23 protein-coding genes and 1 tRNA gene are annotated in these 25256 nt (G+C 62.9%); 11 read left to right on the forward strand and 13 right to left on the reverse strand.

Going from position 1 to position 25256, the window contains the following annotated elements:
* Positions 1-203: 203 nt before the first annotated feature.
* The 5 genes from AT395_RS08260 to AT395_RS08280 all read right to left on the reverse strand — a co-directional run bounded on the left by AT395_RS08260 (position 204) and on the right by AT395_RS08280 (position 4546).
* A complete protein-coding gene (locus tag AT395_RS08260) occupies positions 204-1199 on the reverse strand; it encodes an amidohydrolase family protein (protein ID WP_048627593.1) in 996 nt (331 codons plus the stop codon).
* A gap of 37 nt (positions 1200-1236) precedes the next feature.
* Positions 1237-1791, reverse strand: coding sequence for a 3-hydroxyanthranilate 3,4-dioxygenase (locus AT395_RS08265; protein WP_039368112.1), 555 nt, complete (start codon positions 1789-1791; stop codon positions 1237-1239).
* 42 nt (positions 1792-1833) lie between these two features.
* The gene (locus AT395_RS08270; protein ID WP_039368109.1) at positions 1834-2268 is read right to left on the reverse strand and encodes a RidA family protein; all 435 of its coding nucleotides are present in this window, start codon (positions 2266-2268) and stop codon (positions 1834-1836) included.
* 85 nt (positions 2269-2353) lie between these two features.
* Positions 2354-3826: a 2-hydroxymuconic semialdehyde dehydrogenase gene (locus AT395_RS08275; protein WP_048627592.1), complete on the reverse strand. Its 1473-nt coding sequence runs from the start codon at positions 3824-3826 to the stop codon at positions 2354-2356.
* A gap of 153 nt (positions 3827-3979) precedes the next feature.
* Positions 3980-4546: an SRPBCC family protein gene (locus AT395_RS08280; protein WP_042112198.1), complete on the reverse strand. Its 567-nt coding sequence runs from the start codon at positions 4544-4546 to the stop codon at positions 3980-3982.
* Between the two features lie 299 nt (positions 4547-4845).
* On the opposite strand from AT395_RS08280, the gene AT395_RS08285 reads away from it, so the two are divergent.
* The 6 genes from AT395_RS08285 (at position 4846) to AT395_RS08310 (ending at position 10704) form a co-directional block, all read left to right on the forward strand.
* Entirely contained in the window at positions 4846-5892 is a 1047-nt protein-coding gene (locus AT395_RS08285; protein WP_042112197.1) for a LacI family DNA-binding transcriptional regulator, read from the forward strand.
* A 200-nt stretch (positions 5893-6092) separates the two neighbouring features.
* Positions 6093-7106, forward strand: a complete 1014-nt coding sequence (locus tag AT395_RS08290; RefSeq protein ID WP_042112196.1) for an extracellular solute-binding protein — start codon at positions 6093-6095, stop codon at positions 7104-7106.
* 40 nt (positions 7107-7146) lie between these two features.
* Positions 7147-7971, forward strand: coding sequence for an ABC transporter permease (locus AT395_RS08295; protein WP_010805847.1), 825 nt, complete (start codon positions 7147-7149; stop codon positions 7969-7971).
* 5 nt (positions 7972-7976) lie between these two features.
* Entirely contained in the window at positions 7977-8780 is an 804-nt protein-coding gene (locus AT395_RS08300) for an ABC transporter permease (protein ID WP_053086303.1), read from the forward strand.
* 45 nt (positions 8781-8825) lie between these two features.
* Entirely contained in the window at positions 8826-9869 is a 1044-nt protein-coding gene (locus AT395_RS08305; protein WP_042112194.1) for an ABC transporter ATP-binding protein, read from the forward strand.
* Between the two features lie 7 nt (positions 9870-9876).
* The gene (locus AT395_RS08310) at positions 9877-10704 is read left to right on the forward strand and encodes a phosphodiesterase (protein WP_048627590.1); all 828 of its coding nucleotides are present in this window, start codon (positions 9877-9879) and stop codon (positions 10702-10704) included.
* A gap of 96 nt (positions 10705-10800) precedes the next feature.
* Here AT395_RS08310 and AT395_RS08315 read toward each other — a convergent pair whose 3' ends face one another.
* Positions 10801-12003: a globin domain-containing protein gene (locus tag AT395_RS08315; RefSeq protein ID WP_048627589.1), complete on the reverse strand. Its 1203-nt coding sequence runs from the start codon at positions 12001-12003 to the stop codon at positions 10801-10803.
* A gap of 198 nt (positions 12004-12201) precedes the next feature.
* A complete protein-coding gene (locus AT395_RS08320) occupies positions 12202-13839 on the reverse strand; it encodes an ankyrin repeat domain-containing protein (protein WP_125347411.1) in 1638 nt (545 codons plus the stop codon).
* A gap of 325 nt (positions 13840-14164) precedes the next feature.
* On the opposite strand from AT395_RS08320, the gene AT395_RS08325 reads away from it, so the two are divergent.
* Positions 14165-14833 (forward strand): DUF1415 domain-containing protein, encoded by a 669-nt coding sequence (locus AT395_RS08325; RefSeq protein WP_042117075.1) that lies wholly within the window; start codon positions 14165-14167, stop codon positions 14831-14833.
* 245 nt (positions 14834-15078) lie between these two features.
* Here AT395_RS08325 and AT395_RS08330 read toward each other — a convergent pair.
* From AT395_RS08330 to AT395_RS08340, 3 genes are all read right to left on the reverse strand, one after another.
* Positions 15079-15154, reverse strand: a tRNA-Thr gene (locus AT395_RS08330).
* A 165-nt stretch (positions 15155-15319) separates the two neighbouring features.
* Entirely contained in the window at positions 15320-16333 is a 1014-nt protein-coding gene (locus tag AT395_RS08335; protein WP_042112190.1) for a class 1 fructose-bisphosphatase, read from the reverse strand.
* Positions 16334-16485: 152 nt separating this feature from the next.
* Complete coding sequence (locus AT395_RS08340) at positions 16486-17769, reverse strand: aspartate carbamoyltransferase (RefSeq protein WP_042117074.1); 1284 nt, start codon at positions 17767-17769, stop codon at positions 16486-16488.
* Between the two features lie 207 nt (positions 17770-17976).
* On the opposite strand from AT395_RS08340, the gene AT395_RS08345 reads away from it, so the two are divergent.
* Positions 17977-18810, forward strand: coding sequence for a LysR family transcriptional regulator (locus AT395_RS08345; RefSeq protein ID WP_472462597.1), 834 nt, complete (start codon positions 17977-17979; stop codon positions 18808-18810).
* Between the two features lie 109 nt (positions 18811-18919).
* Here AT395_RS08345 and AT395_RS08350 read toward each other — a convergent pair whose 3' ends face one another.
* Both AT395_RS08350 and AT395_RS08355 read right to left on the reverse strand, forming a co-directional pair.
* Positions 18920-19123, reverse strand: a complete 204-nt coding sequence (locus tag AT395_RS08350) for a hypothetical protein (RefSeq protein WP_124988651.1) — start codon at positions 19121-19123, stop codon at positions 18920-18922.
* On the reverse strand, positions 19120-19383 hold the full coding sequence (locus AT395_RS08355) for a hypothetical protein (RefSeq protein ID WP_042112187.1): 264 nt from the start codon (positions 19381-19383) through the stop codon (positions 19120-19122). Before AT395_RS08355 ends, AT395_RS08350 begins: the two co-directional genes overlap by 4 nt.
* Positions 19384-19810: 427 nt before the next feature.
* Here AT395_RS08355 and AT395_RS08360 point away from each other — a divergent pair, with 427 nt between their 5' ends.
* The 3 genes from AT395_RS08360 (at position 19811) to AT395_RS08370 (ending at position 24235) form a co-directional block, all read left to right on the forward strand.
* Complete coding sequence (locus tag AT395_RS08360; protein WP_048627587.1) at positions 19811-21796, forward strand: aconitase family protein; 1986 nt, start codon at positions 19811-19813, stop codon at positions 21794-21796.
* Positions 21797-22156: 360 nt separating this feature from the next.
* The gene (locus tag AT395_RS08365) at positions 22157-23575 is read left to right on the forward strand and encodes an MFS transporter (protein WP_237165751.1); all 1419 of its coding nucleotides are present in this window, start codon (positions 22157-22159) and stop codon (positions 23573-23575) included.
* Positions 23576-23641: 66 nt separating this feature from the next.
* Positions 23642-24235, forward strand: a complete 594-nt coding sequence (locus AT395_RS08370) for a class I SAM-dependent methyltransferase (protein WP_048627656.1) — start codon at positions 23642-23644, stop codon at positions 24233-24235.
* 34 nt (positions 24236-24269) lie between these two features.
* On the opposite strand, the gene AT395_RS08375 is transcribed toward AT395_RS08370, so the two are convergent.
* On the reverse strand, positions 24270-25193 hold the full coding sequence (locus AT395_RS08375; RefSeq protein WP_042112185.1) for a LysR family transcriptional regulator: 924 nt from the start codon (positions 25191-25193) through the stop codon (positions 24270-24272).
* Between the last annotated feature and the right edge of the window lie 63 nt (positions 25194-25256).

Raw genomic sequence — 25256 nt, forward strand, 5'->3', positions numbered from 1 at the left:
TCCAAACTAAGTTCCGGAACTGGCAAACACCGTTAGCTAATGGACTCGCGCCGGGATACTTGACCGCTTCTTCACGTCGGTCATGGCAGGCCAGGCGCGTCAGACTAGTTAAATTGTTTAAGCGTCAAATATTTCAGTGCCCAGCCTAAACGACGCCTTTTGCGTAGGCAAGCAATTTCAAAAACACCTCGGGAAAGCACCAGTTACAGGTCGAAGAACTCGAGCGCGTTTCCCGCCAGAATGCGGTGCCGGCCGGCGGCGTCCAGTCCCGGCTGTTCGGCCACCAGACGGCCGATGTCCTGCTCGCCAAGCGGGAACGGGTGATCCGAGCCGAGCATGATGCGCTCCACGCCCATGGTGTCGATCAACAGGCGCAGCGCCCGGGGATCGAACACCGCGCTATCGACGTAGAACCGATCCAGATAATGAGACGGCGGGTGCGGACTGTCGGCGCGCACGATGTCGCGGCAATGCCAGGCATTCTCGGCGCGGCCCAGCAGATACGGGAACGCACCGCCGCCGTGGGCGAAGCACAGCTTGAGCGAGCGGGGCAGACGCTCGAAGGCGCCCGAGAGGATCAGCGAGAGGATCGAGAGTTGCGTCTCGGCGGGCATGGCCACGAGCCACGGCATCATCCACTTCTTCATGCGGCCGTCGGTCATCATGTCCCACGGATGCACGAGCACCGGGATGTGTTCATTGCCGCAGTGCCGCAAAAACGCCACGAGCTGTTCGTCGTCCAGATCCTTGTCGCCAAGGTGGTTGCCGATTTGCACGCCGATATGGCCGCTGGCCTTGGCCCGCGACGCTTCCGCACACGCCAGATCCAGGTCCTGCAACGGTACCTGCGCCATCGGCTTGAGCCGCGTGGGCGCATAGGCGCAATGTTCCAGCGCCAGGTCGTTCATGCGCCGGATCCAGTCCATGACCGCGTGCCCGTCGTAGCGGTAACCGAACATGATCGGCGTAGCGCAGACCACTTGCATGTCGATGCCGTGACGGTCGAGTTCTTCAACACGCAGCGCGGGGTCCCACAAGGCGCGATAGACAGGACGGAAGGCGCGCTCGTCGAGCATGATGTTGCCGGTCTCGCCGCCGTCGTCGATGCGCAACCACGGCGCGGTGGCGGGGTCGAGACGGGCGGCTTCCTCCTGCGTGATGCGCGGGAAGAAGTGGGCGTGCATGTCGATTTTCTTCATGACGTGACGTGTGATGTTCTGTGAGCGGCGTTGCGGGTCAGGCAGACGCCGGTGCGGTGGTCTTGGGTTGGGCGGCGCGGCCCGGGTGGATCTCGCCGCAACTCGGGCATCGGCGCAGCGATTCGGAGCCGTAGAACGCTTCGAACAGGGGCGGCAGGTCCGTCACGATGCTCTTGAGCTGCACTTCCACGCGGTGCACTTGCGTACCGCATTTGAGGCAGTACCACTCGAAACCGTCGAGCAGACCGGGCGGGCGCTGGCGTTCGATAACGAGGCACAGGCTTCCGGCTTCGGGCCGTTGCGGCGAGTGGCGCACGTGCGGCGGCAACAGGAAGATGTCGCCTTCTTTGAGGTCGATACGCTCGGCGCGGCCGTCGATCCAAAGATTGACCCACGCGTTGCCCTTGAACTGATAGAAAAACTCCTCGAGCGGATCGTCGTGATAATCGGTGCGATGGTTCGGTCCGCCCACGACCGTCACGATAAAGTCGCTGTCCTGCCAGACCTGCTGATTGCCGACGGGCGGCTTGAGCAGATGCGCGTGATCGTCGATCCAGCGCTGGAAATTGAAAGGCTTGCCATACGTCAACATGCTGTCTCCCGGGTCATGCCGCGTCAGGTGAGGTCTCGGTATTTAGCGCGAGCGCGGCGCGTAGGCCACGCACTTGATTTCGATCAGCAACAGCGGATGCGGCAACTGATGCACCGCGACCGTCGTGCGCGTAGGGCCGTTCTCGTCGAAGTACTCGCCGTACACCTCGTTGTAGCCGCCGAAGTCGTTCATGTTCACCAGGAACGAGCCGACTTCGACCACGTCGGCCAGTGTTGCGCCTTCGCTGGCGAGAATGTCGCGAATATTCTCGATGACGGCGCGCGTCTGCTCGCGAATGTCGAGCTGTGTCACGCCCAGCGCATCGACTTGCGCGCCGGCGTAGGTGTTATCCGGACGCCGCGAACTGGTGCCCGAGACGAACAGGAAGTCGCCGGCGCGTTTGATGTGCGGGAATTTGCCGCGCGGTTTGGCCTTGCCGGCAACGACACGGGCCTGTGTGTCTTGCGATGCGCTCATGGGTGTTCAGTCTCCGTGGTGCTTTTGTGGGATGGCGCACGGGTGCGGCAGTCTCGACCCCCATCGATACCGCCGCACCGTCGCCTCACAGTTTGATGCAGATGTTGGTGATTTCGGAATAGAAGTCGAGCGAGTGGCGTCCGCCTTCTCGACCCAGCCCGGAGAGCTTCACGCCGCCGAAGGGCGTGCGCAGGTCGCGCAGGAACCAGGTGTTTACCCACACGAGTCCGGTCTGGAACTGACGCGCCACGCGGTGCGCGCGAGAGAGGTTCGTCGTCCACACACAGCCGGCAAGACCATAGTCGCTGTCGTTCACCCGGCGGATCACTTCGTCTTCGCTGTCAAACGGCGCAACGTGGCACACCGGGCCGAAGATTTCTTCGCGAACGCAGCGCGCCGTGTCGGGCAAGCCGGTCCAGACCGTCGGTTGCACGAAGGCGCCGTCGTCGCGCGCGTCGCCGAACACGGGCACGTCACCGCCGGTCACGACGGTGGCCCCTTCCTCGACTGCCAGCCGATAGTAGGAGAGCACTTTCTCGCGATGCTTGCGCGATACGAGCGGGCCCATTTGTACACCGGGGGCGTCGGGGGCATCGATGCGCAGCGCGGCGGCGCGTTCGGCCAGTGCCGCGACGAAGCGATCGAAGATTGGCCGTTCCACGTAGACACGCTCCGAGCACAGGCACACCTGACCGGCGTTGGTGAACGAGGAGCGGACCACGCCGTCGACAGCTTTCTCGAAGTCGGCATCGGCGAACACCACGGCGGCATTCTTGCCGCCAAGCTCGAACGAGATCTCCTTCACGCCGTCGGCTACGGCTTTCATGATGGCGCTGCCCGTGCGCGATTCGCCGGTGAAGGTGATCGCGGCCACGTCGGGATGCTTCGTCAGGAATTCGCCTGCCGAGTTCGGGCCGAAGCCATGCACGAGATTGAAGACACCGGGCGGCACGCCGGCGGCGTCCATCACCTCGGCGAGCAGCGTGGCTGAAGACGGCGTTTCTTCCGACGGCTTGGCAACCACGCAGTTGCCCATCGCCAGCGCGGGGGCGACCTTCCACGTAAACAGCAGCAGCGGCAAATTCCACGGCGAGATGATGCCGATCACGCCAAGCGGCTTGCGCGTGACGTAATTCATCACGTCGCCGCCGTCGGCCGCGCGCATTTCGTACATTTCGCTGCCCGCCGTCTTGATGAGGTCGGCGAACATGCGGAAGTTGGCGATCCCGCGGGCGATGTCCAGCGTGCGGGCCTGTTCGGTGGGACGGCCGGTGTCGGCGACTTCGGCCGCCACGAACTCGTCGAAGCGGGCCTGGATACCATCGGCGATACGGTGCAGCACGGCCGCGCGCTCGGCGGGCGTGGTTTTGCCCCACGGACCCTCATGCAAGGCGCGACGGGCGGCGCTCACTGCCCGGTCGACCGTAGCGGCGTCGGCTTCGCAGACGTTGGCGACGAGCCGTCCGTCAACGGGGCTTACGTTATCGAACTGACGGCCGGTGGCGATGAAGGCGCCGTCCACGTAGTGCCGCAGCAGCGGCGGAGTCGCAAGGCTCACGAGGTCTCCTGGAGCAGAATGTTGTGCGGGGCGGCAGCGCTTGTCGAGACGCCATAGATCCACCGCCGGATGCCTTCGAGTCTAAGCATCCGGAACTATAAAAAATAATGAAATCTATCGGATCGTCTATTCCTTAATGGAATAGCTGGGAGGTCAGTGGTGCGAGTCGTGACTCATTCTCGAACGAGCTTCGCGCAAGTCGCGCGGGTTGCGCTCTTCACCTATGGCCGCCGGCGGCAGGTCGGTATCGAGACACTCGACCAGATGGGCATTGAGTACCGCCGCAAGGCCCTCGCCGCCACGTCGCATGACGTAATTGTGATTCCAGCGGAACAGCGGCTGGGCAATGGGCGAGAGTTTGTTCATCCAGTTGCGCTTCATGTGCACATCCCACGCGTAGCGCACGACGGTGATCGAGCCTTCCGTGTCGAAGCGCCAAACGCCGGTGCCTTGCACCTCGCCTGTGGCCACGCTGCGCACTTCGCGCATCGGGTCGATGTGGGTGATGCGCGCCTCGAAGGTGAGCGAATAAGGCAGAGCACCGTGCCAGGTCAATTCCCGCACGGCGCCTACGCCATCGGCATCGCCCGGCTCGAGGGTGCGTACATTGCGCACGCATGGCCACCAGTGAGCCCAATGGTCGACGTCGCGAATGGTGTCCCAGACTTCGTCCAGCGGCGCAGTGAGCCGCCACAAGGTGAGGAAGTGATATTCGTTCATGGCCGATCCCGGTAGTGAATGAGGGGGAAGGGTTGCCGTCATGCCCCGGCGTATGGGGGGAATTTCAGTATAGGCGGCATACCGGCCCTGGGTGTCCGGCATGCGCCTCAGACCGTTTCAACGACATGCACTGACGTTGCCGATGCGTCGGATAGCGAGTTGACGGCCTGTCGCGGCTGTCATCAATTCATCACATTGCCTCCATAGAATCCCGGAGTGAAAACGTTTTCGTAAACGTTTACATTTGCGTAAAATCCGTCAACTTCAAGTTTCGACGGCACGATAACAAGGAGAAAGGCGTGGCAGACATCAGGGACGTGGCGCAGCGCGCGGGGTGTTCGATTGCGACGGTGTCGCGCGCGCTCAATTCGCCGCAGTTGGTGCGTCCCGAGACGCTTGCCCGGGTGCAGGCGGCCGCTGCCGAGCTGAAATTTCGCCCCAACGCGTTGGGCCGCCAGTTGCGCGGCGAGCGCACGGGGCTGATCGGCGTGATGCTGCCGACGCTGGGCAATCCGGTGTTTGCCGATTGTCTGGAGGGGATCGAAGCCGCCATCGACGGCACCGGCCGCCGACTGCTGCTCGTGACCACGCAGTACGACCCGGAGCGCGAGCGCAATGCCATCGAAACCTTGCTGCAACAGCGAGTGGATGGCCTGCTGCTGACGTTGGCCGACGCCGAGCACAGCGTGCTCATCGACGATCTCGCGGCCGAGGGCGTGGCGTGTCAGTTGGTCTATAACGATGCCCCGCACCGACCATGCGTGTCCGTGGACAACCGGGCCGCGGCGGCGCAGGGCGTGGCCATGCTGATCGAGGCGGGCCATCGCGACATCGTCATGGTGACCGGGGCGCTGCATGCGTCCGACCGCGCCAAGCGACGCTATCTCGGCTATGGCGACGCCATGCAAGCCGCCGGCCTGACGCCGTTGCCGGCCTTCGAAATCGATTTCAACAGTGGGGCACGCGGTGAACGGGTGCGCGAATGGCTGGCGCAGCGCGAGCGCGACGGCGCGCGCCCCACGGCCCTGTTCTGCTCCAACGATCTGCTGGCGCTCGGCGTGATGCGTGCCTTGCGCGAGGCCGGCTTGCGCGTGCCCGACGATATATCGGTGCTCGGCTTCGACGGCCTGGCCGTGGGCGAACTGCTCTCGCCCACGCTTGCCACGGTGGTGCAGCCGAGCGTGGAGATTGGCCGCCATGCCGCGCAGCGGCTGCTCGCACAAATTGATGGACGCACCGGTACGGCAACGGGCTCGCCCGATGCATCGCTGGGGCAGGCACTGATCCTGCCGCACGAGATTCGTCGCGGCGGCACGGTGGCGGCGCCACCGCACAAGCCACGCTGAGGCGGTCTCGCAATCTGGTGAACAGGCTGAACCGATTTGAAGGAAAGGCAGTAGCAAGGAAAGTGGCTGACGACTGGCTCCGACAAAGAGAGTGCAGCGCCGGCCGAGGCAATCAGGCATCAGGCATCAGGCCGCGAGGCCCGCACTTATCCGGTAGCACTTCGTGCCGCCAATGCTCAGACATTCAGGAGCCCACAGAAATGAAGCTTTGGATCACCCGCGCTGCTCGCACGCTGGCGCTTTTCACCTTGCTCGGCGCTGGCGCCGCGCATGCCCAGCAGACTGCCATCTGCTACAACTGCCCGCCGGAATGGGCGGACTGGGCCGGTCAGGTCAAGGCCATTGCGCAAGACACCGGCATTCGCGTGCCGCTCGATAACAAGAACTCCGGCCAGGCTGTCGCGCAATTGATCGCGGAACAGAAGGCGCCGGTGGCCGACATTGTGTACCTTGGTATTACGTCGGCCATCGAGGCGTCGAAGAAGGGCCTGCTCGCCCCGTACAAGCCAGCCAACTGGGATCAGGTGCCGGCCAGCATGAAGGATCCGAACGGCATGTGGACCACGATCCACTCGGGCACGGTGGGCTTCTTCGTGAATCGCGACGCGCTGGAAGGCAAGCCGGTGCCGCGTTCGTGGGCCGACCTGCTCAAGCCGGAATACCGTGGCATGGTGGGGTATCTGGATCCGAGCAGCGCGTTCGCCGGCTACGCCGCTGCGATTGCGGCCAATCAGGCGCTCGGCGGTTCGATGGACAACTTCGGTCCGGCCATCAGCTTCTTCCAGAAGCTCAAGGCCAATGCGCCGATCGTACCGAAGCAGACGGCATATGCTCGCGTGCTCTCGGGTGAGATCCCCATCCTGATCGACTTCGACTTCAACGCGTACCGCGCCATCTACAAAGACCGGGCCAACGTGCAGTTCGTGATCCCGATGGAAGGCTCCGTGTCGCTGCCGTACGTGATCGCGCTCGTGAAGAATGCCCCCCACGCCGAGAACGGCAAGAAGGTCATCGACTACACGCTGTCCGACAAGGGCCAGGCGCATTGGGCGCAAGCTTTCCTGCGTCCGGTGCGAGCCAGCACGATGCCGGCGGATGTGGCCGCCAAGTTCCTGCCTGCCACCGACTATGCACGCGTGAAGCCGGTCGATTTGCAGAAGCTCGCCGCGCAGCAGGACGCGTTCGGTCAGCAGTATCTGAAGAGCGTGCGCTAAGCACGGTAATGTCCAACGAGGAAGAGGAGCAAAGCAAGCGATGCGTGACCTGACCCTGCCGCGCGGCTGGCGCGTGGCACTTCTGCTACCGGCGCTGGCGGTCTTTCTGGCGTTCTGGCTATTGCCGATGGCCGCGCTTGTGCAAGTGAGCGGCGACGGTCACGCGTTCGAGACCTATCGCGCCATTCTCACCAATGCACGTTATCTCGATAGCCTGTGGCAGACCGTCGTGCTCTCGGCGCTGGTCACCCTTGCCACCCTGGCGTTGTCGCTTGTGGCGGGCCTCTTCCTCACCCGTCACGACTTTCCGGGTAAATCGATCCTCGTGTCGATGCTCACCCTGCCGCTGGCGTTCCCCGGCGTGGTGGTCGGTTTCATGGTCATCATGCTCGCCGGGCGTCAGGGGCTGATCGGCGACCTGTCGACCAAGCTCATCGGGCACAAGCTCGTGTTCGCGTATTCGCTCGCGGGCCTGTTCCTCGGTTACCTGTACTTCTCGATTCCCCGTGTGATTCTTGCGGTGATGGCGGCTGCGGAATCGCTCGATCATTCACTCACGGAAGCGGCCGCGTCGCTCGGTGCGGGGCCGTTCGCCATTGCCCGCGACGTGACGTTGCCCGCGCTGGCGCCCGCGTTGATTGCTTCCGGCGCGATGTGTTTCGCGACCTCGGTGGGGGCGTTCGGCACGGCCTTCACGCTGGCCACCGACATCGACGTGCTGCCGATGACCATCTACACCGAGTTCACGCTCAACGCCAATGTGGCGACGGCGGCGGCGCTCTCGGTGATCCTCGGCATCGTGACGTGGGCGGTGCTCATGCTCGCCCGCAATTTCACGGGGCAGGGCGTCGCCGCCGGAGGTTGATTCGCATGCTCAAGAAAACCCTTTTCACGCTGCAACTGCTGCTCACACTGCTGATGTGCGCGTTTTTGCTGATTCCCGTGGGCATGTCGATTCTCGCGGGACTGTCGGTGAATTACTTCCGGGGTCCGTCGGCCGGCCTCACTTTCAAGTGGGTGATTCAGGTCTGGCAGGACTACCACGACGCCATTCTGAATTCGCTGTATGTCGGCGGCGCCACGCTGGTGTTAGTCACGCTGCTCGGCGTGCCGGCCGGCTACGTGCTCGCGCGCTGGCAGAGCCGCTTTGCCCGTTGGATCGAAGAGCTGCTGACGTTGCCTATCGCGCTGCCGGGGCTGGCCAGTGCGCTCGCGCTGATCAGCGTGTACGGCGGCATGCGCGGCTTTCGCGAGAGTCTGGCGTTCATCGTGGTCGGGCATGTGATCTTCACCTTGCCTTTCATGGTGCGTGCCGTTGCGGCCGCGTGCGCCGACTCGCGCATCAAGCTGATGGAAGAGGGCGCGGCGAGTCTCGGTGCAAGCTTTCTGCGGCGCTTCACGACCGTAGTGCTGCCCAACATTCGCAGCGAAATCGTGGCGGCCGCGCTCATTGTGGTCACGCTCTCGCTCGGCGAATTCAACCTCACGTGGATGCTGCATACGCCCGACACCAAGACCCTGCCCGTGGGGCTGGCGGACGCCTACGCGTCGCTGCGTCTGGAGATCGGCAGCGCGTACACGGCGGTGTTTTTCGTGTTGATCGTGCCGTTGCTCATCGTTATGCAGATGACAGCGCAGCGGGCGAAGGTGCGCAATGCCAAAGGCCGTACCTGATCAAGTGGCTGCATTGCACGCCTACCGAATGCCAAGGATATGACGATGAAACTGACTTCCATCCCGATTCATCTCGAACGCTGTGCCAAGACGTTTCACGGCAACACCGTGTTGCAGCCGCTCGATCTGACGATCGGGGCCGGTGAAACGCTGGTGCTGCTCGGCCCGTCGGGCTGTGGCAAGACCACAACCCTGCGCATGATCGCCGGCCTGGAGCGCCCTGATGCAGGCGGGCGGGTGCGCTTCGGCGACGAAGACGTTACGCGCCTGCCGATCGAGAAGCGTCGCGTGGGCATGGTGTTCCAGAACTACGCCCTGTTCCCGAACTTCACCGTGCGGGGCAATGTCGCCTACGGACTGAAGCTGCGCGGCCTGCCATCGGCACAGATCGACAAGCGTGTGAACGAACTGCTTGATCTCGTGCATCTCACGCCTTTCGCCGATCGTGCCATCGCGCAACTCTCGGGCGGGCAGAAACAGCGCGTGGCTTTGGCGCGCGCGCTCGCCCCCGAGCCGCGCGTGCTGTTGCTCGACGAGCCGCTCACCGCGCTCGACGCGAAGCTGCGCGAGACGGTGCGCGCGGATATGGATCGTTTGCTGCGCGGGCTTGGCGTGACGACGGTGTATGTCACACACGATCAGGACGAGGCAATGGCGCTGGGCGACCGCATTGTGGTGATGAGCGCCGGGCGTATCGAGCAGATCGGTGCGCCGCGCGATATCTACTACCAGCCGGCGTCGCGCCATGTGGCGAACTTCGTCGGCACGCTCAATCGTCTGGCGGGGGTGTGGCGCGACGGCCATTTCCATTTGGAGGGCGGTCGCGTTGCCTGCCCGGAGGTGCGTGCCGACGTGCAAGAGCTGTACTTCCGCCCGGAAGATGCCATCGTGGTACCCGCCGGTGACGCGCCGATCGTCGGCCGTGTCGACGAAGTGCAGTTTCTCGGCGACCGCACGCGCCTGACGTTGAGCGGCGTGTCTGCCGCCGGCCCGGTGCTGGTCGAAGTTTCCAGCCGTCGCGAGTGTCGCGTCGGCGATCGGGTGGGCCTGTCGCTGCCCGCCGCCCATGTCTTTTCGCTTCACGGATAATCCGCTCATGCTGTTCGCGCAAATCAGCGACCTTCACATCAAACGGCCCGGCAAGCTGGCCTATCGGCGTGTGGATACCGCCGCCTATCTCGAGCGCTGCGTGGCGCGCCTGAATTCACTGGTGCCGCGACCCGACTTCGTGGTGCTGACGGGCGATCTCGTCGACTTCGGCGCCCGCGAGGAATACGAACACCTGCGCCGCTTGCTCGCGCCATTGCAAATTCCGTACTACCTCGTGATGGGCAATCACGATGGGCGCGACGCGCTGCGCGAAGTGTTTCCGGAACACACGTATCTCGGCAAGCCCGGCGACTTCGTGCAGTACACGGCAATGTTCGGGCCGCTGCGACTCGTGGCGCTCGATACGCAGGACCCGCCCAACGGGGGCGGCAGGCTGTGCGACGAGCGTCTCGAGTGGCTCGAGGCGACGCTTGCAAGCGATACCGCCACGCCAACCGTTATTGCCATGCACCATCCGCCGTTTGCCTGCGGTATCGAGCACATGGACATTCAGGCGCTCGACGTCCGCGATGCCGCGAAGCTCGCGGCCATCGTGCGTCGGTTTGAGAATGTCGAGCGAGTGATCTGCGGGCACGTACACCGGCCCATCCATACGCGCTTCGCGGGCACGGTCGCGAGCGTATGTCCGTCGCCGGCGCATCAGGTGGCGCTGGATTTGCGTGAGGGCGGACCGTCGGCATGGGTGCTCGATCCGCCGTCGTTCCAACTGCACCGTTTCACGCCGGAGACGGGCCTCGTCTCGCATCTTGCCTTCGTGGACGATGCGGGGGGCGCACACCCGTTCTACGACGCTTCGGGCGCCTTGATCGACTGAGGCGTTCGTGCGGCGGCGCTGTTGCCGCATCGACATCGAGACGCGACGAGGCCCCCGATTGGGGGCCTCGTGTCGTTTACCCGCGCGGGCGGCAGATCAAAGCAGGTGGTCGAGCGCGTCCGGGCCGAAGACTTCACGGTGCAGGCGCTCGGCGGGCACACCGGCGTCGCGCAGGGCACGCCATTGGGTCTGCATGAACGGCAAGGGGCCACACAACAGGTAATCGGCGTCGGCGGGCAGTGTCAGACGCGAAATGTCCATCCGGCCAGCGAACGTGTCGCCAGTGCCTACGCGTTCGGCGCCTGTCGGCGTTTCGAGGAACGTCGCCACACGCAGGTGCGGCAACTGCGTGGTGGCATGGACCAGATGGCGGCGTAACGCGAAGTGCGAGCCGTCGCGGGCAGCGTGCGCGAAAAGGATCTCGCGGCGCGACCCCTTGGCGGCCAGTGCGGCGACCATCGACATCATCGGCGTGATGCCGACACCTGCGCTAAGCAGCACGAGCGGGCGTGTTGCATTGAGCGTGGTCGTGAACTCACCGTAGGGCGGGCTCACGAGAATGCGATCGCCGGCCTTCAGGTTCGCGTGCAGCCAGTTCGAAACCTGACCGGCGGGCTTGGCATCGGCCGCGTCTTCACGCTTGACCGTAATGCGCCAGTGCGGTGCGCCGGGTGCGTCGGACAAGCTGTATTGACGGCGTTGTTCCAGACCGCCGGGCAGCGTGACCGACACGCTCACGTATTGTCCGGGCGCGAATTCACCGGGGGATCCGCCCTCGGGCGTGCGCAGGTAGTACGAGACGATGTGCTCCGTTTCGCGGTCGACGTCGGCCACAACCAGTTCGCGCAGCGACCCCAGCGGCGCGTGCGTGCGTTCGGACAAACGGGCTTCCGCTGCAATCAGTTCACCGGCGAGCAGCCAGTACGCTTCGTCCCAGGCGGCGATCAGGTCAGGCGTGGCGGCGTCGCCCAGCACGTCCTGGATGGCGCGCAGGAGATGGCGGCCGACGATCGGATAATGCGAGGGCGTGATGCCGACCGAGACGTGCTTGTGCACGATACGCTCGAGTACCGGCCGCAGCGCCGCAGCGTTGTCGATGTTCGCGGCGTACGCGAACACGGCTGAAGCGAGCGATTGTTGCTGTGCGCCGCTGGCCTGATTTCCCATATTGAAGAGATTGCGCAACTCAGGATGCGCGTCGAACATGCTCGCGTAGAAGTGACGCGTGATCGCAAGACCGTGTTCGCGCAGAACAGGCACGCTCGCATCGATGTAGGGGCGGGAAGCGGCGGAAAGCATGGTAAGACTCCTGAATTCATAAGATGCAAAATAAATGCATCTTTTTGGGCGTGCTTGTGAGGTTCACGAGCACCGCGTGATCCCGGGATGAGGAAATTCGCGGTGCGGCATTCGGTTGCCGGTGCCCCAAAGGCTCACATCACAACGACAACTTCAGGGCGCCGGCGAGGTGATTATAAGATGCAAATTAAATGCATATTATGTGAATGCGGCGGAATGCCGCACGGGGGTGTCTGCCAGTTGAACGATGGCCTGGCGGCGCTGGATGACGGTTTCATTTGCGCGTTGGCGGGTGGTGGACATCAGCGTGAAGCCGTCGCGTATGAAGGGACGGCGATCTGCGGGCAATAGCGACAGTGGCGTCGTCCCGGATTGATCGACGACGGTGGGGTCGCCGCCGTAGCGCAATGCGGTCGAGAGCATGTACTCGGCGAGCGTTGCGCTCTCCGATTCCCGCGTTGCCTCGGCAAGTGCATGCATCAGCGTACTGCCGTCAAGCCCCGGTTCGTTGATGTTCGGACAAAGGGCGAGCAGGACTTCCGCTGCGCCGCAGTAGCCGCGTTGGGTCAGCCACACAATGGGGGGCGTGCCGTCACGATGCCGTTGCTCAAGATTCATGCCGTTACGTTGGAGCGACTCACCCAATTCAAGCAGGGATTCGTGTGGAAGCAGGGGGTTGTGTCCTCTTGCGTTGAGTCGATTGGCCTGCGCCAGGAGGGCGGCGACAATGGCAGGCACTTCGTTGGCGATGTTCTGTGCGCAGGAGTGCTTTGCGTCGAGCACGCAGCGTTCCGCTCGTTGCCGTGCCGACGTTATCATCGTTTGGCAGATTCGCAGACGGTGCGAGAGGCTCTCGGTGACGAGCGATCGCGCCGTTGTGCCATCGACGTTGGGTTGGTCGAGGTCGCCTCCGTGACGCAGGGCCAGCGTGAGGAGAAAAAATGCGGAGAGGGCATGCCGTCCGCGATGTGTCGCGGCAGCGAGATAGTGCATGAGGCAGTTGCCATCGAGGTTGCCTAAAGTGGCATTGCAGTCGGCGCCGATCGAGAGCAACGTTTCAGCCGCTGCGCAATAGCCGTTGAGCGCGAGCAGCATGATAGGCGGAGAGCCTGTCCGGTCTTGCTGCGCGAGTCGAGTGCCGTGCGATCGGAGCATCTTGCCGAGTTGAAATAGCGACGCGTGCGGGGTCAGCAGATCGTGACCGGCCAGACGCAGACGTTCGGCTTGCGCTGCCATGGCGGTGGCGACCAGTGGGACACCGTGCGCGGTGAGCTGATTGGGGTCCGAGCCGAATGCCAATACCGAAGACAACCATTCCGGGGCGACCTGACTGCACAGATGTGACAGTGGAAGATGAAAGTTGCCGGGGACCGCAGACGCTGCGACGGTGTTGGTCTTGTCGCGTCCGGAGAGGACCAGCACTTTGAGGGCCGAAGCGAGCCTCCCCTCCGGAGGGAGGCCAGACGTCTCGTTCAGAATCGAGTCGACAAAGACACTGGGATATGCCGACGGTGAAGCGGCGAACCGGAGCCAAAGTTGCAATCCTTCGTCGCTCAGGAGGAGATTTGCGTCGTCGGGGCGCAGGTGCCGGCGCCGTGTCCGATCGACGAAGATACCGGCTTCGTCCAGTCTGGCGAGCGTTCTTTCCTGCGGCGGCGTACAGAACAGGGTGGCCATCGTAAAGGCGAGACCCGCTGGGTTGCCGTCCCTCGCTACCCGGCAACTGTCGAGTAGCTCGCGGCCCGCTGTCGTGTTGACACTTATCAGTACGTCCCGGGCGTCTTTCGACGAACACTGCTTGTCTCGCTTGGCCAGAAGCAGGCGGTCGAGCGACATTTCGGATAGCGATGACGGATCGAGGGTGGGCGAGGGCGAAGGGTTCCCCGGCTCGGGGGACGTTGCCGGGAGCGCATGAAAGACGGCGCTCGACACTGGGGGTGTAGTGGAGAGAGGGGACTGAGGCATCGGATTGAGGCTCTGGGAGGACACCGAGCATAGGCGTTGGCATCAGGTGTGTGGTGCAAGGGGAAGCTGCGAGGTTACGCAGATATATCGAGCCAGTTTTGGCATTCGGACCTTGAGGTTATCGACGGCGGGCATGTCGACGCGGGACGATGGCGAATTACAATGCGGTATTCACGATCTATTGCCACGTTTTTGTATGTCGGAGAGAACCTTCCCAGTGCCCGATGCCACGCCTGAACCGTTAGAGAGCCAGGCGCATGACGCCGTGATCGCGGCAACGCGCCATTGGCTGACGCGTGCCGTGATCGGGCTGAACCTCTGTCCGTTCGCGAAGGCGGTACACGTCAAGGATCAGATTCGTTATGTCGTGAGCGCCGCACGCGATAGCGAAGGCGCATTGCAGGATCTGGAGCGCGAGTTGCGGTGGCTGGCCGAGGCCGATCCACAAACCGTGGATACAACGCTGTTGATCCTGCCGTATGCGCTACTCGATTTTCACGAGTACAACGACGCACTGTTTTTCGCGGAACGCCTGCTCAAACAGTTGCGTCTCGAAGGCGAGTTGCAGATTGCGAGCTTTCATCCGGACTATCAATTCGAAGGCACGGCGCCGGACGACGCCGAGAACTACACCAACCGCTCGCCCTATCCGATTCTGCATTTGCTACGTGAGTCGAGTATCGATCGCGCGGTGGAGGCTTTTCCGGAGGCCGAAACGATTTATGAGCGCAACGAGGCGCTGATGCGCAAGATGGGGGTAGCGGGTTATCACGCCTGGATGGCGCAGCCAGCGGAAGATGAGGACGGGGCGAACGACAACACGATCGCTGGCGTTGATGAGACGAGCGGCAAGGCGGGGGAATGACGTTTGCCGAAGGCGTTGGAGACGTCACCGACGCTGGCGGCATGAGCGGGAAGAGGGAGGGGAGAGGTATCGTTGATGTACCTTCTTCACGCCGCCGCACCCGTCATTCGCAGGGCGTCTCTTGATGGACGTCTGCCATGTTGGAACGACAAAAACAAAAAAGCCGCGCGATATATTCGGGCGGCTCTTTTGTTGACTGCTAAGTACTGCGTCTTGCTTGCATAACCAGGGACTCAAGAAGTCGCTGGTGCCGGAGAGAGGAATCGAACCCCCGACCTTCTCATTACGAATGAGCTGCTCTACCGACTGAGCTACTCCGGCGCTGCGAAGAAGTGAGATAATAGCAGAATTTCTGCGGTTGTCACTACTTTTTTCAAAGATTTTTTGCTGTCTCTGCGTGAGTTACGCGTAAATCATTGAAATTTCAGAAATCCTGCGCTTTCGTCGTCGCGAGGAATTTGCTGTCGCGACGACGTTTTCGTGACCTTACTTCGCGTTGTCTTCGTGGTGGTAGCCGGTCACACGCTCGACTTCGTTCTTCGAGCCGAGGAACACGGCCACGCGCTCGTGCAGTTTCTGCGGCTGCACATCCAGAATGCGCTGCATGCCGTTCGTTGCCGCGCCGCCCGCTTGCTCCACCAGGAAGCTCATCGGGTTGGCTTCGTACATGATGCGCAGCTTGCCCGGCTTGTCCGGATCGCGCTTGTCGGCCGGATACATGAACACGCCGCCGCGCGTGAGAATGCGATGCACGTCTGCCACCATCGAGGCGATCCAGCGCATATTGAAGTCCTTGCCACGCACGCCTTCCTTGCCTTGCAACAATTCGCTGACATAGCGCTGCACCGGCGGATACCAATGGCGCTCGTTCGACATGTTGATCGCGAACTCCTTGGTGTCCTCCGGAATGCGCATGCCTTCCTGCGTGAGTACCCACGAACCCATCTCGCGATCCAGCGTGAAGCAATTCACGCCGTGCCCCGTCGTCAGTACGAGGACCGTTTGCGGGCCGTACACCGCGTAACCGGCCGCGACCTGTTGCGTGCCCGGTTGCAGGAAATCCTTCTCGGTCGGATCCGTTACGCCGTCCGGGCAACGCAGCACCGAGAAGATCGTGCCGATCGACACATTCACGTCGATGTTCGACGAGCCGTCGAGCGGGTCGAACATCAACAGATATTCGCCTTGCGGATAGCGGTTCGGAATGTGGAAGACGTCTTCCATCTCTTCCGACGCCATGGCAGCCAGATGGCCGCCCCATTCGTTCGCTTCGAGCATGATTTCATTGGAGATCACGTCGAGCTTCTTCTGAACTTCACCCTGCACGTTTTCACTGCCGGCGCTACCTAGCACGCCACCCAGCGCCCCCTTGGACACGGCATGACTGATCGATTTGCACGCGCGCGCAACAACTTCGATCAGCAGTCGCAGCTCGGCAGGAATGTTGTTGAACTCCCGCTGCTGTTCGATGAGATATTGAGTAAGGGTCTTGCGCCGCATGTGGGCCTCCAGAAAAGCAAAAAAAGCGTACCTGTTCGATTTGGTCGCAATTTTACTCGTAATGGCACGCTGCCCCCGCGAAAAATCCTTGGGGGCAGCGCAATTTCAGGTGTGGCTGAGGTAGGTCTCGGTGTTTTCCGAGAGACGGCCGATCAGTCGAGGCCGTCGAACAGCGCGTCGTCCGGACCGATGTGCGACGGTGCGCGCCATGTGGCGTCGCGCATGCTGTGCTGGACCTGCTTGTCTACGCCCAGCAGAATAGCGAAGATCGCCATGCGCACGGGAATACCGTTGTCCGTCTGACGGAAGATCGCCAGTCGCGGGTCGTGATTCAGATCCGTCGACAGATCGTTGGCGCCCGGCCGGCTGTCGCGCGGCAGCGGGTGCATGATGATCGTGCGCGCGTCGCAATACTGATTGATCAGTGCTTCGTTGATCTGGAAGTCGGGCGTATAGCCTTCGATCGCCTCGTCGGCAAAACGCTCTTTCTGGATGCGCGTCGCGTAGACCACGTCGGCACCGGCCAGATCGGCGAGCGAGTTGCTCTGCACGATCACGTGACCGTTCTGCGAGATCTGGTCGAGAATGTACGTCGGCATTTCGAGCGACGGCGGCGAGATCAGCGTGAACTTCAGACCGCGATACAGGGCCAGCAACTTGATGAGCGAGTGCACCGTGCGGCCGTAGCGCAGATCGCCGACCATCGCGACGTGCGCGCCATCGACGAGCTTGCCCAGACGCGAGAACTCGCGGCCGATGGTGTACAGATCGAGGATTGCCTGGCTCGGGTGTTCGCCCGGGCCGTCGCCGCCGTTGATGACGGGGATGTTCGTGGCGCGTGCGAATTCCGCGACCGACCCCTTTTCCGGGTGACGCACGACGAGCGCGTCGACATAGCCGCTCATCACGCGGCTCGTGTCGTAGATCGATTCGCCCTTGGCCATCGACGAGAACGTGAAGCCGGTGGTGTCGCACACCGAGCCGCCAAGGCGGCAGAAGGCTGCGCCGAAGCTCACGCGGGTCCGGGTGCTGGCTTCGAAGAACAGATTGCCGAGCACGGCACCTTCGAGCACTCGCGAGATCTTCTGGCGGCGCGCGATCGGTTGCATGATGTCGGCGATATGGAACAGCTCTTCGAGCGAGTCGCGCGAGAACTGGTCGACCGAGATCAGATGCGGCTTGCCGTCGAGCCCCATGCGCTCGCGCAACGGTTTGTGTGCGCTTTGCGTAGATTCTGCGGACGGCGCTTCGCGACCGAGGATTTCGCCGACGAATTTCTCCACGATGCTCGGCATCGTGCGATATTCGCTCGAATCTTCAGGCAGCAGCCAGGTGTCAAGGGCGCGCCGGCGAACGCCGATGCGCTCGGCAAAGCTGTCGCGGGTCATGTTCAGGCGACGCATCGCGTCGCGCAGGAAAGTCTGCTGTGCACTCATGGTCGGGTCGGCAGGGCTGTGTACGCGATGCGTATAATAGGCGTCGATTCGTTGTTTGTCCAGCAAAAGACGTGCCCCGTGCGGGGCCACGCCAGCCGGGCGTTTCCGGCATTTCCGGTGTATTGCCGTACGGGTATGGAAAACCTTCTCCGCAAGTTAGACCTCACCTCTTTGCGCCTTTTCGTGGCTGTCTGCCAGGAGCGGAGCATGGCGCGTGCCGCCGAGCGCGAATTCATCGCGCCGTCGGCCATTAGCCGGCGCATTGCCGACATCGAGGCGATTGTCGGCCTTCCCCTTATTCAGCGTCATCAGCGTGGTATTACCGTCACGCCCGTCGGCGAGACGGTGCGTCGCTACGCCGAGCGCATTCTCGGCACGATCGAGTCTCTGGGGGCCGAGCTGTCGCAGTTCCACGAAGGGGCGCGAGGCAGCGTGCGCATTGCGGCGAATCTGTCGGCTATCGTCCAGTTCCTGCCGGAAGACCTCGCCGCGTTCGGCCGTGTGTTTTCTGCCGTGGATGTCGAACTCGACGAGCAGCACAGTAACGAAGTGCTCCAGCGCGTGGGCGAGCGCGCGGTGGATGTCGGCATCTGCAATGCCGTCGAGGGAATCGAAGCTTTTACGATGGTGCCGTATCGCCGCGACCGGCTCGCCGTGATTCTGCCGGTCGGCCATCCGTTGGCGGCGCGCACGGGCGAGATTCCGTTCTCGGCGTGTGTGGGCGAGACGCTTGTGGGGCTCCAGGGCAATAGCGCGCTCACGCAGTTGCTGCGTCAGCAGGCGAGCGCGGCGGGGGCGTCGTTGCGGATCAAGATCCGCGTGTCGAGTCTCGACGCCCTGTGCCGCATGGCACATGCGGGGTTGGGCATTGCCATCGCGCCCGAGCAAGTCGGCCAGTTGTATGTAGGTAAGCTCGATGTGGTCGTGCGCCCGCTCACCGACGAATGGGCGTACCGCCAACTCTGGCTTGTATTCCCGTCGCGTGAGCAATTGAGTGCCACGGCATTGGCCGTCGTGAATTTCCTGGAGCAGAAGGATTGATTCGCTACCGAAATTTGCGGTCTGCGCCACTCGCGACCTGAAGCCGCTCTCCGAAAAACAGCCCGATTCTCGGAGAGCGGTCAGGCATTGCTGTTAGCGGTGGGCCACGTCAAACGCGCGGCACGAGCGAACTGATTCGTGAAGCGAAGACCTTGGGATCGGCCAGCTGTACCACGTCATCCGGGACATCGATGACATGCGCCTGCTGGTCGGGGCCGGCAGCGATTCCGGCCACTTGCCCGCGCATGCTGCCATCACCTTGTTGGGCGGCGACAAGTTCCCCTTGCTTGTTGACGATGACGACCATTTTCATACCACACCCCCACCTTGCAGGTTATGCCAGGCACCGCCCGGCCCAAGATTCGTGATCGTGACGTAGTACGTGGTGTGACCGTTGTTGTCCTTCTCCTTGCGCTGGTTGTCCGCGCGATGGACGCCGCCGGAATTCGGTGTTTTGACATCGGCGCTTGCAAATTGCGTGCCGAAGTCTTCACCGCCATCGCGGACATACCACCAATAGGCAGACTGGTTGGGATTTAGGAATGTCAGCGGCCCTACATTGTTGAACGCCATGGCATGACTCCTCTGGAAATGACGCGCAATGGCTGCTAGCGGGCAGCTCACGCGCTTAGGTTGGCGCAACTCCGTACGCAATACGAACCTGTTTTCCCCTGCGGTGGGTAGATGGTCTGCATTTCGTACGTACGTCACCGGCATTCAATTGGCACAGTCGATGGCGCGCTTAAAATCTAGTGGTTCCGGCGTGCGCTATTGGGAGGTTCATGCTGGCCGCCCCGTGACACAAGCATTCGCGCTATTTGTAACTGCGATTTTTCGGAATTTCCCCAAGGTGCATTGGGTACGTTTGTGGGTTCATGCGACGGGTATGCACTGATTCGGGGCGGGCACGGACATCGCAATCCGTCACGGCGACCTTGCCCAGACGGCATCGCGGCACCCCGTGTCCGGAGCTATCCTCTTCGCGAGGAGGTTCCCTCGCATGGAAGACACCATTCGTTTCGACGGCCGCATGCTGTTCCTGTCCGCTGACCCGGCCATCGTGCGCCGGCAGTTGGCTGGCGAGTCCGTGACCCGCGCCGAGGCCGGCGCGTTGCGCGATAACGTTTCGACTGACGAGATCACGCCGGTCACCGTCATGCTGACCTACGACGAGCGGCTCGGACGCTATCCCTACGTCGGTTTCAAAGCGGGAAACGAAACGCCCATCGGCGAGCATGATGTGCGCCGGGGCGGCTTTCAGATCACGGTCGCGGGCAAGCGCTACGGCAAAGGGTCGTCGCGCGAATCGAGCCCGCTGGCGGAACTCTCGGCAGGTATCCGGCTGATCGTCGCGGAGAGTTTCGAGCGCATCTATCAACAGAACTGCGACAACATCGGCATTCTGACGACCACCGACTTCGGTGTGCTCGAGCGCATTCAGGCCGGCGAAGCCATTCCAATCACCGAATTCCTCAAGGGACGCGACGCGCTCACGCAGCAGATCATCCGCAGCGGCGGCCTGCTGGCGTTCAGCAAATTCGCGGAATGGCCCGCGCCCGTCGCGCATGCCGACACACCTCACGCGCCGCCGCGCACGCTCGTCGAGAAGATCATGGCGCGGCGTTTGCACCCGGCTACCCCCGGCCTCGAACACGGCGACGGCGTGTTTGTGCGCGTCGACTGGCGCTTCTCGCACGATTACTTCACGGGCATGTGTGCGCATCTGATGCATCGCGCGTTTGGCGAGCCGGCTGCGCTGCATGATCCGGCCCGCATCATCGCGTTTCAGGATCATCTGGTGTTGGCCGCGCAAAGCTACCCGCACGTGACGCAGGGGTTATTGCCCGGCGTGGCCAGTCTGACGAGCGGGCATCGCGATTTCGTGTCGCGTTATCCGGTGCTTGCCCACGGTGAACTACCGGTCAAGGGCAGAAAGGGCCGCGAGGGTGACGGCAGCGCAGAGGGCGCCGACGGCATCTGCCACGCGCTCATGGCCGAGCGCTACGCGTTGCCGGGGCAGATCGTGATCGGCACCGACTCGCACACGCCTCACGCGGGCGCGCTAGGCTGTCTGGCGTTCGGGGCTGGCGCGACCGACATCGCGAACAGTTGGGTGACCGGCTACGTTCGCTGCAAGGTGCCGCAGACGCTGCGCATCGAGATCGACGGCGTGCTGGCGCCCGGCGTGACGGCCAAGGACGTCGTGCTGCATTTGCTGCGGCTCGACGCGATCCGCCGTGGCGACGCCATTGGCCTTGTCTTCGAATATGCGGGCAGTGCGGTGCAGGCAATGTCGGTCGACGAACGTGCCACGCTCACCAATATGGTCGCCGAACTGGGCGGCTTCACAGGTATCGTGGCGCCGGACGAAAAAACGGTGGCTTTCCTGAAAGCGCGCCGGGGAGTCGACTTCGTCATCGAGCCGTGGATGAAGAGCGACGCCGGTGCCCATTATTGCGACGTGATCCGTATCGATGCCGCATCGCTGCCCCCGATGCTCGCGCGTCCCGGAGACCCGGGCAACGGTGTGGTGCTCTCGGATCTGACGTCTCCCGTCGCCATCGATATCGCCTACGGCGGCTCGTGTACCGCAGGCAAGCGCGACGATTTCGACGCGTATCACGAGGTGCTTGCCTGGGGCGTTGCCTATGGGCTTCGCGTGGCGCAGGGCCGCTCGTTGTTTTTGCAGTTCGGCACGATGGACGTGCGCGCCTACTGCGAAGCACAGGGGTATCTCGACACGTTCGAGGCGGCCGGCGTAACGCTCGTCATGCCGGGCTGCGGCGCGTGTGCGAACTGTGGGCCGGGACAATCGACATCGGCCGGGCAGGTCACGATCAGCGCCATTAATCGCAACTTCCCCGGGCGTTCCGGGCCGGGCAGTGTGTGGCTGGCGAGTCCTTATACGGTGGCCGCGAGCGCGTTGGCGGGACACATCATCAGCTTCGAGGCGTTGAAAGCCTCGGTGGTGCCCGCGGCGTCTTAGGTCGTGCGCACACTGGGGCTGTCGAAAAATGGGCGGCAAGCAATGCTGACGAGTGTGCGCGATTCGGGGGCGATGTGCTGTGTCCGGCACGGTTCGCAGCAGGGCCATGCCGCTGTTGATGAATATCGCAATTTTTCGTAGTGCGTGGCAAAGGTGACAGGCACGTGGTCATTCGTGGCACAATTTCGGCCTCGTGCCTGTCGATTCATGGTGTATCCGACGTACCGGGCCACCGCTGGCAAAGGCATCGCCAATGCACGGTAGGGGGTTCGAGAGACGTCGGCAAATGAGCAGTTCGGCCATGACCGAACGGGCCCGGAGACGATTTCCATGCCATCCCCCGACGTTTCAATGCCTTCCATGCCTTCCCCAAGTCAGGCCGCTCAAGCCCGCGCTGCGGCAACCCGCCTGAGCGCTGGCGACATTTCCGCCCGCCTCGACCGACTGCCTCCCACTCGCACTGTCTGGAAACTGGTGGTGCTGCTCAGTCTCGGTTTCTTCTTCGAACTTTACGATCTGCTCTACACCGGCTATATCGCGCCAGGGCTGGTGAAAAGCGGGATTCTGACGCCGACCACCCCGGGCCTGTTCGGCACGACCGGCGTGGCGAGCTTCATTGCCGCGCTGTTCGCCGGGTTGTTCATCGGCACCATTGCGTGCGGCTTTCTCGCCGACCGGTTCGGCCGTCGTGCCGTGTTCACCGGTTCGTTGCTCTGGTACACGGTGGCGAACGTCATCATGGCGTTTCAGGAGACGGCCACGGGCGTGAACTTCTGGCGCTTCGTCGTGGGGCTGGGTATCGGCGTGGAACTGGTGACGATCGGTACTTACATTGCCGAACTCGTGCCCAAGCAGATTCGCGGCCGGGCATTCGCCTGCGAACAGGCGGTCGGCTTCACCGCTGTGCCGGTCGTCGCGCTGCTTGCCTACTGGCTCGTGCCACGCGAGTTCCTCGGTCTGGAGGGCTGGCGCTGGGTGGTGCTGATCGGCGCGCACGGCGCGGTGTTCGTTTGGTGGATTCGCCGCGCCCTGCCGGAAAGCCCGCGCTGGCTCGCGCAGAAAGGGCGGCTGGACGAGGCAGATCGTGTGCTGTCCGAACTGGAAGCGAAGGTCGCTCGCGAATACGGAAAACCGCTGCCGCCGCCGGGCGAGCCGGCGCCGGTGGTGCCCAAGGGCGCGTTTCGCGACATGTGGGTGCCGCCGTATCGCAAGCGCGCGATCATGATGATTTTGTTCAACATTTTCCAGACAGTCGGCTTCTACGGTTTCGCCAACTGGGTGCCGACGCTGCTCATCAAGCAGGGGGTTACCGTGACGACGAGTCTCGGATACTCCAGCGTGATCGCGCTCGCCGCCCCGGTCGGGCCGCTGATCGGTTTGTGGATGGCCGACAAGGTCGAGCGCAAGCACGCCATTGTATGGACCGCCGGTATCGGTATCGTGTGCGGTCTGGTGTTCTCGCAGGTCACGTCGTCGTTCCTGCTGATCGCCATGGGGATCGGGCTCACGCTCGCGAACAACATCATGTCGTACAGCTATCACGCATATCAGACGGAATTGTTCCCCACGGGCATCCGGGCGCGCGCCGTCGGTTTCGTCTATTCGTGGAGCCGCTTCTCGGCGATCTTTACCGCGTTTCTGATCGCGTCCGTGCTGCGCAATTTCGGCGTGACCGGCGTGTTTGTGTTCATCTCGTGCGCCATGCTTGTCGTCATGCTCGCCATCGGGCTGATGGGTCCGCGCACGCGCGACATCGCGTTGGAGAAGATCTCGCAGTAGGGCAACATTGGATCCATGGCCGCGCGCCGGCGCGGTCATTCCCGCATTTTTCCGGAGACTCCGATCATGGCGGACCTGCAAACCGAAGCGGCTTACGAGGCCAATGCCGTTCGTTACAGCGAAGACTGGCTCAACCAGCCGCCCCCCGACGACATGTACGCACTGTTGATGCGTTATTTCGTTCCCGGCGGGCAGACGATCGACGTGGGCTGCGGCAACGGACGCGACGCCGCGTGGCTTGCCCGGCAGGGGTTCGATGTGGTCGGCTACGACAATTCGCCGGCACTCGTCGAACTGGCGCGTCAAGCGTTCCCATCGGTGAAGTTCGACGTTGGCAGTCTCCCGCGGCTTGAGAACGTGACGGCGCAGTTCGACAGCGTGGTTTGCGAGACTGTCCTGATGCATTTGCCGGCTGACGACGTGCCGCAAGCCGCCGATCGCCTCTGGACTCTCGTGCGCCCGGGCGGCGTGCTGTATGTGTCGTGGCGTGTCACCGAGGGCGAGGATCTTCGCCATGAGGACGGGCGGCTCTACAGCGCTTTCTCTCCCGAGGTCGTGCGCGCGGCACTTCACGACGGCGTGGTGCTGCACGAGGAGGACGTGACGAGTGCCAGCTCCGGCAAACGCATCTGCCGTCTGATCGTGCGACGCCCGGCGTGACGCCGGGCACAGCCATCAAGCGCGCTTTACCGCGTCAGAGCAATTCGATTTCGGGCAGCGTGAGCAGACTCGTTTCACGCATGAGCGAGACGAATTCGCCGATGTACGGACGCGCCGTGATGGCGGGCAACGTGGCCGCCCAGAGTTCGGCGGTCAGCCCCTGCGGCGTGATCGGCCGCGCGCTCACATAGCGTCGCTCCAGATAGCCCGTGACGGCCCATAGCGGCAGCGCTGCGAGCCCGCGCCGGCTTGCGACCAGTTGCAGAATCGCCACCGTCAGCTCGGTGGTGCGACGCGTCGGCTCGATCCCCGCAGGCCGCAACACCTGACGCACGATGTCCAGCATATCGTCTGGCACGGGGTAGGTGATGAGGGTCTCGTCGCGGAAGTCTTCGGCGTTGAGATGCGACTTGCCCGCGAGCGGATGGTCGTTCGCCATGAGCGCCATCATCTGGAAGCGGAATAGCGGATGAAAGTCGACCGCCTCACCTTCTTCATGCTCGGAAATGATTGCCAGATCGGCGCGATCCTGATGCAACAGCCCGATGGGATCGGCGTGAAAGCCCGACACGATATCGAGTTCGACTTCCGGCCAGCGAATGCGAAAGGCGTCCATCGCCGGCATCAGCCAGTCGAAACAGGTATGGCACTCGACGGCGATGCGCAGCGTACCCTGCGTGCCTTGCGCAAGCCGCACGAGATCGCGCCCCGCTTCGTCGACCGCCGGCACGACTTCCTCGGCCAACGCAAGCAGTCGCTTGCCAGCCGGCGTGAAGACCAGCGGCGACGACTTGCGCACGAACAGCGGCAAGCCATAAAAGTCCTCCAGCGCCTTGATCTGATGCGAGAGTGCAGACTGCGTCAAATGCAGCCACAACGCCGCGCGCGAGACGCTGCCCGTGTCGCGCAGGGCGAGCAGCGTCTGCAGATGGCGAAGTTCGATGGGCGTTCGTTGCATGAATATTATTAATAATAAATGGCAAAAACTTTCGTTTGAATAATACACGCGTGACCGGGATAC

The organism is Pandoraea apista (assembly GCF_001465595.2).
Lineage (GTDB): Bacteria > Pseudomonadota > Gammaproteobacteria > Burkholderiales > Burkholderiaceae > Pandoraea > Pandoraea apista.

Bases quoted from the DNA above. Each gene is read 5' to 3' on its own strand.
- AT395_RS08260 (WP_048627593.1), bottom strand. From the start codon at position 1,199: ATGAAGAAAATCGACATGCACGCCCACTTCTTCCCGCGCATCACGCAG.
- AT395_RS08265 (WP_039368112.1), bottom strand. From the start codon at position 1,791: ATGTTGACGTATGGCAAGCCTTTCAATTTCCAGCGCTGGATCGACGAT.
- AT395_RS08270 (WP_039368109.1), bottom strand. From the start codon at position 2,268: ATGAGCGCATCGCAAGACACACAGGCCCGTGTCGTTGCCGGCAAGGCC.
- AT395_RS08280 (WP_042112198.1), bottom strand. From the start codon at position 4,546: ATGAACGAATATCACTTCCTCACCTTGTGGCGGCTCACTGCGCCGCTG.
- AT395_RS08290 (WP_042112196.1), top strand. From the start codon at position 6,093: ATGAAGCTTTGGATCACCCGCGCTGCTCGCACGCTGGCGCTTTTCACC.
- AT395_RS08295 (WP_010805847.1), top strand. From the start codon at position 7,147: ATGCGTGACCTGACCCTGCCGCGCGGCTGGCGCGTGGCACTTCTGCTA.
- AT395_RS08300 (WP_053086303.1), top strand. From the start codon at position 7,977: ATGCTCAAGAAAACCCTTTTCACGCTGCAACTGCTGCTCACACTGCTG.
- AT395_RS08305 (WP_042112194.1), top strand. From the start codon at position 8,826: ATGAAACTGACTTCCATCCCGATTCATCTCGAACGCTGTGCCAAGACG.
- AT395_RS08310 (WP_048627590.1), top strand. From the start codon at position 9,877: ATGCTGTTCGCGCAAATCAGCGACCTTCACATCAAACGGCCCGGCAAG.
- AT395_RS08315 (WP_048627589.1), bottom strand. From the start codon at position 12,003: ATGCTTTCCGCCGCTTCCCGCCCCTACATCGATGCGAGCGTGCCTGTT.
- AT395_RS08320 (WP_125347411.1), bottom strand. From the start codon at position 13,839: ATGTCGCTCGACCGCCTGCTTCTGGCCAAGCGAGACAAGCAGTGTTCG.
- AT395_RS08325 (WP_042117075.1), top strand. From the start codon at position 14,165: ATGTCGGAGAGAACCTTCCCAGTGCCCGATGCCACGCCTGAACCGTTA.
- AT395_RS08335 (WP_042112190.1), bottom strand. From the start codon at position 16,333: ATGCGGCGCAAGACCCTTACTCAATATCTCATCGAACAGCAGCGGGAG.
- AT395_RS08340 (WP_042117074.1), bottom strand. From the start codon at position 17,769: ATGAGTGCACAGCAGACTTTCCTGCGCGACGCGATGCGTCGCCTGAAC.
- AT395_RS08345 (WP_472462597.1), top strand. From the start codon at position 17,977: ATGGCGCGTGCCGCCGAGCGCGAATTCATCGCGCCGTCGGCCATTAGC.
- AT395_RS08350 (WP_124988651.1), bottom strand. From the start codon at position 19,123: ATGAAAATGGTCGTCATCGTCAACAAGCAAGGGGAACTTGTCGCCGCC.
- AT395_RS08355 (WP_042112187.1), bottom strand. From the start codon at position 19,383: ATGGCGTTCAACAATGTAGGGCCGCTGACATTCCTAAATCCCAACCAG.
- AT395_RS08360 (WP_048627587.1), top strand. From the start codon at position 19,811: ATGGAAGACACCATTCGTTTCGACGGCCGCATGCTGTTCCTGTCCGCT.
- AT395_RS08365 (WP_237165751.1), top strand. From the start codon at position 22,157: ATGCCTTCCCCAAGTCAGGCCGCTCAAGCCCGCGCTGCGGCAACCCGC.
- AT395_RS08370 (WP_048627656.1), top strand. From the start codon at position 23,642: ATGGCGGACCTGCAAACCGAAGCGGCTTACGAGGCCAATGCCGTTCGT.
- AT395_RS08375 (WP_042112185.1), bottom strand. From the start codon at position 25,193: ATGCAACGAACGCCCATCGAACTTCGCCATCTGCAGACGCTGCTCGCC.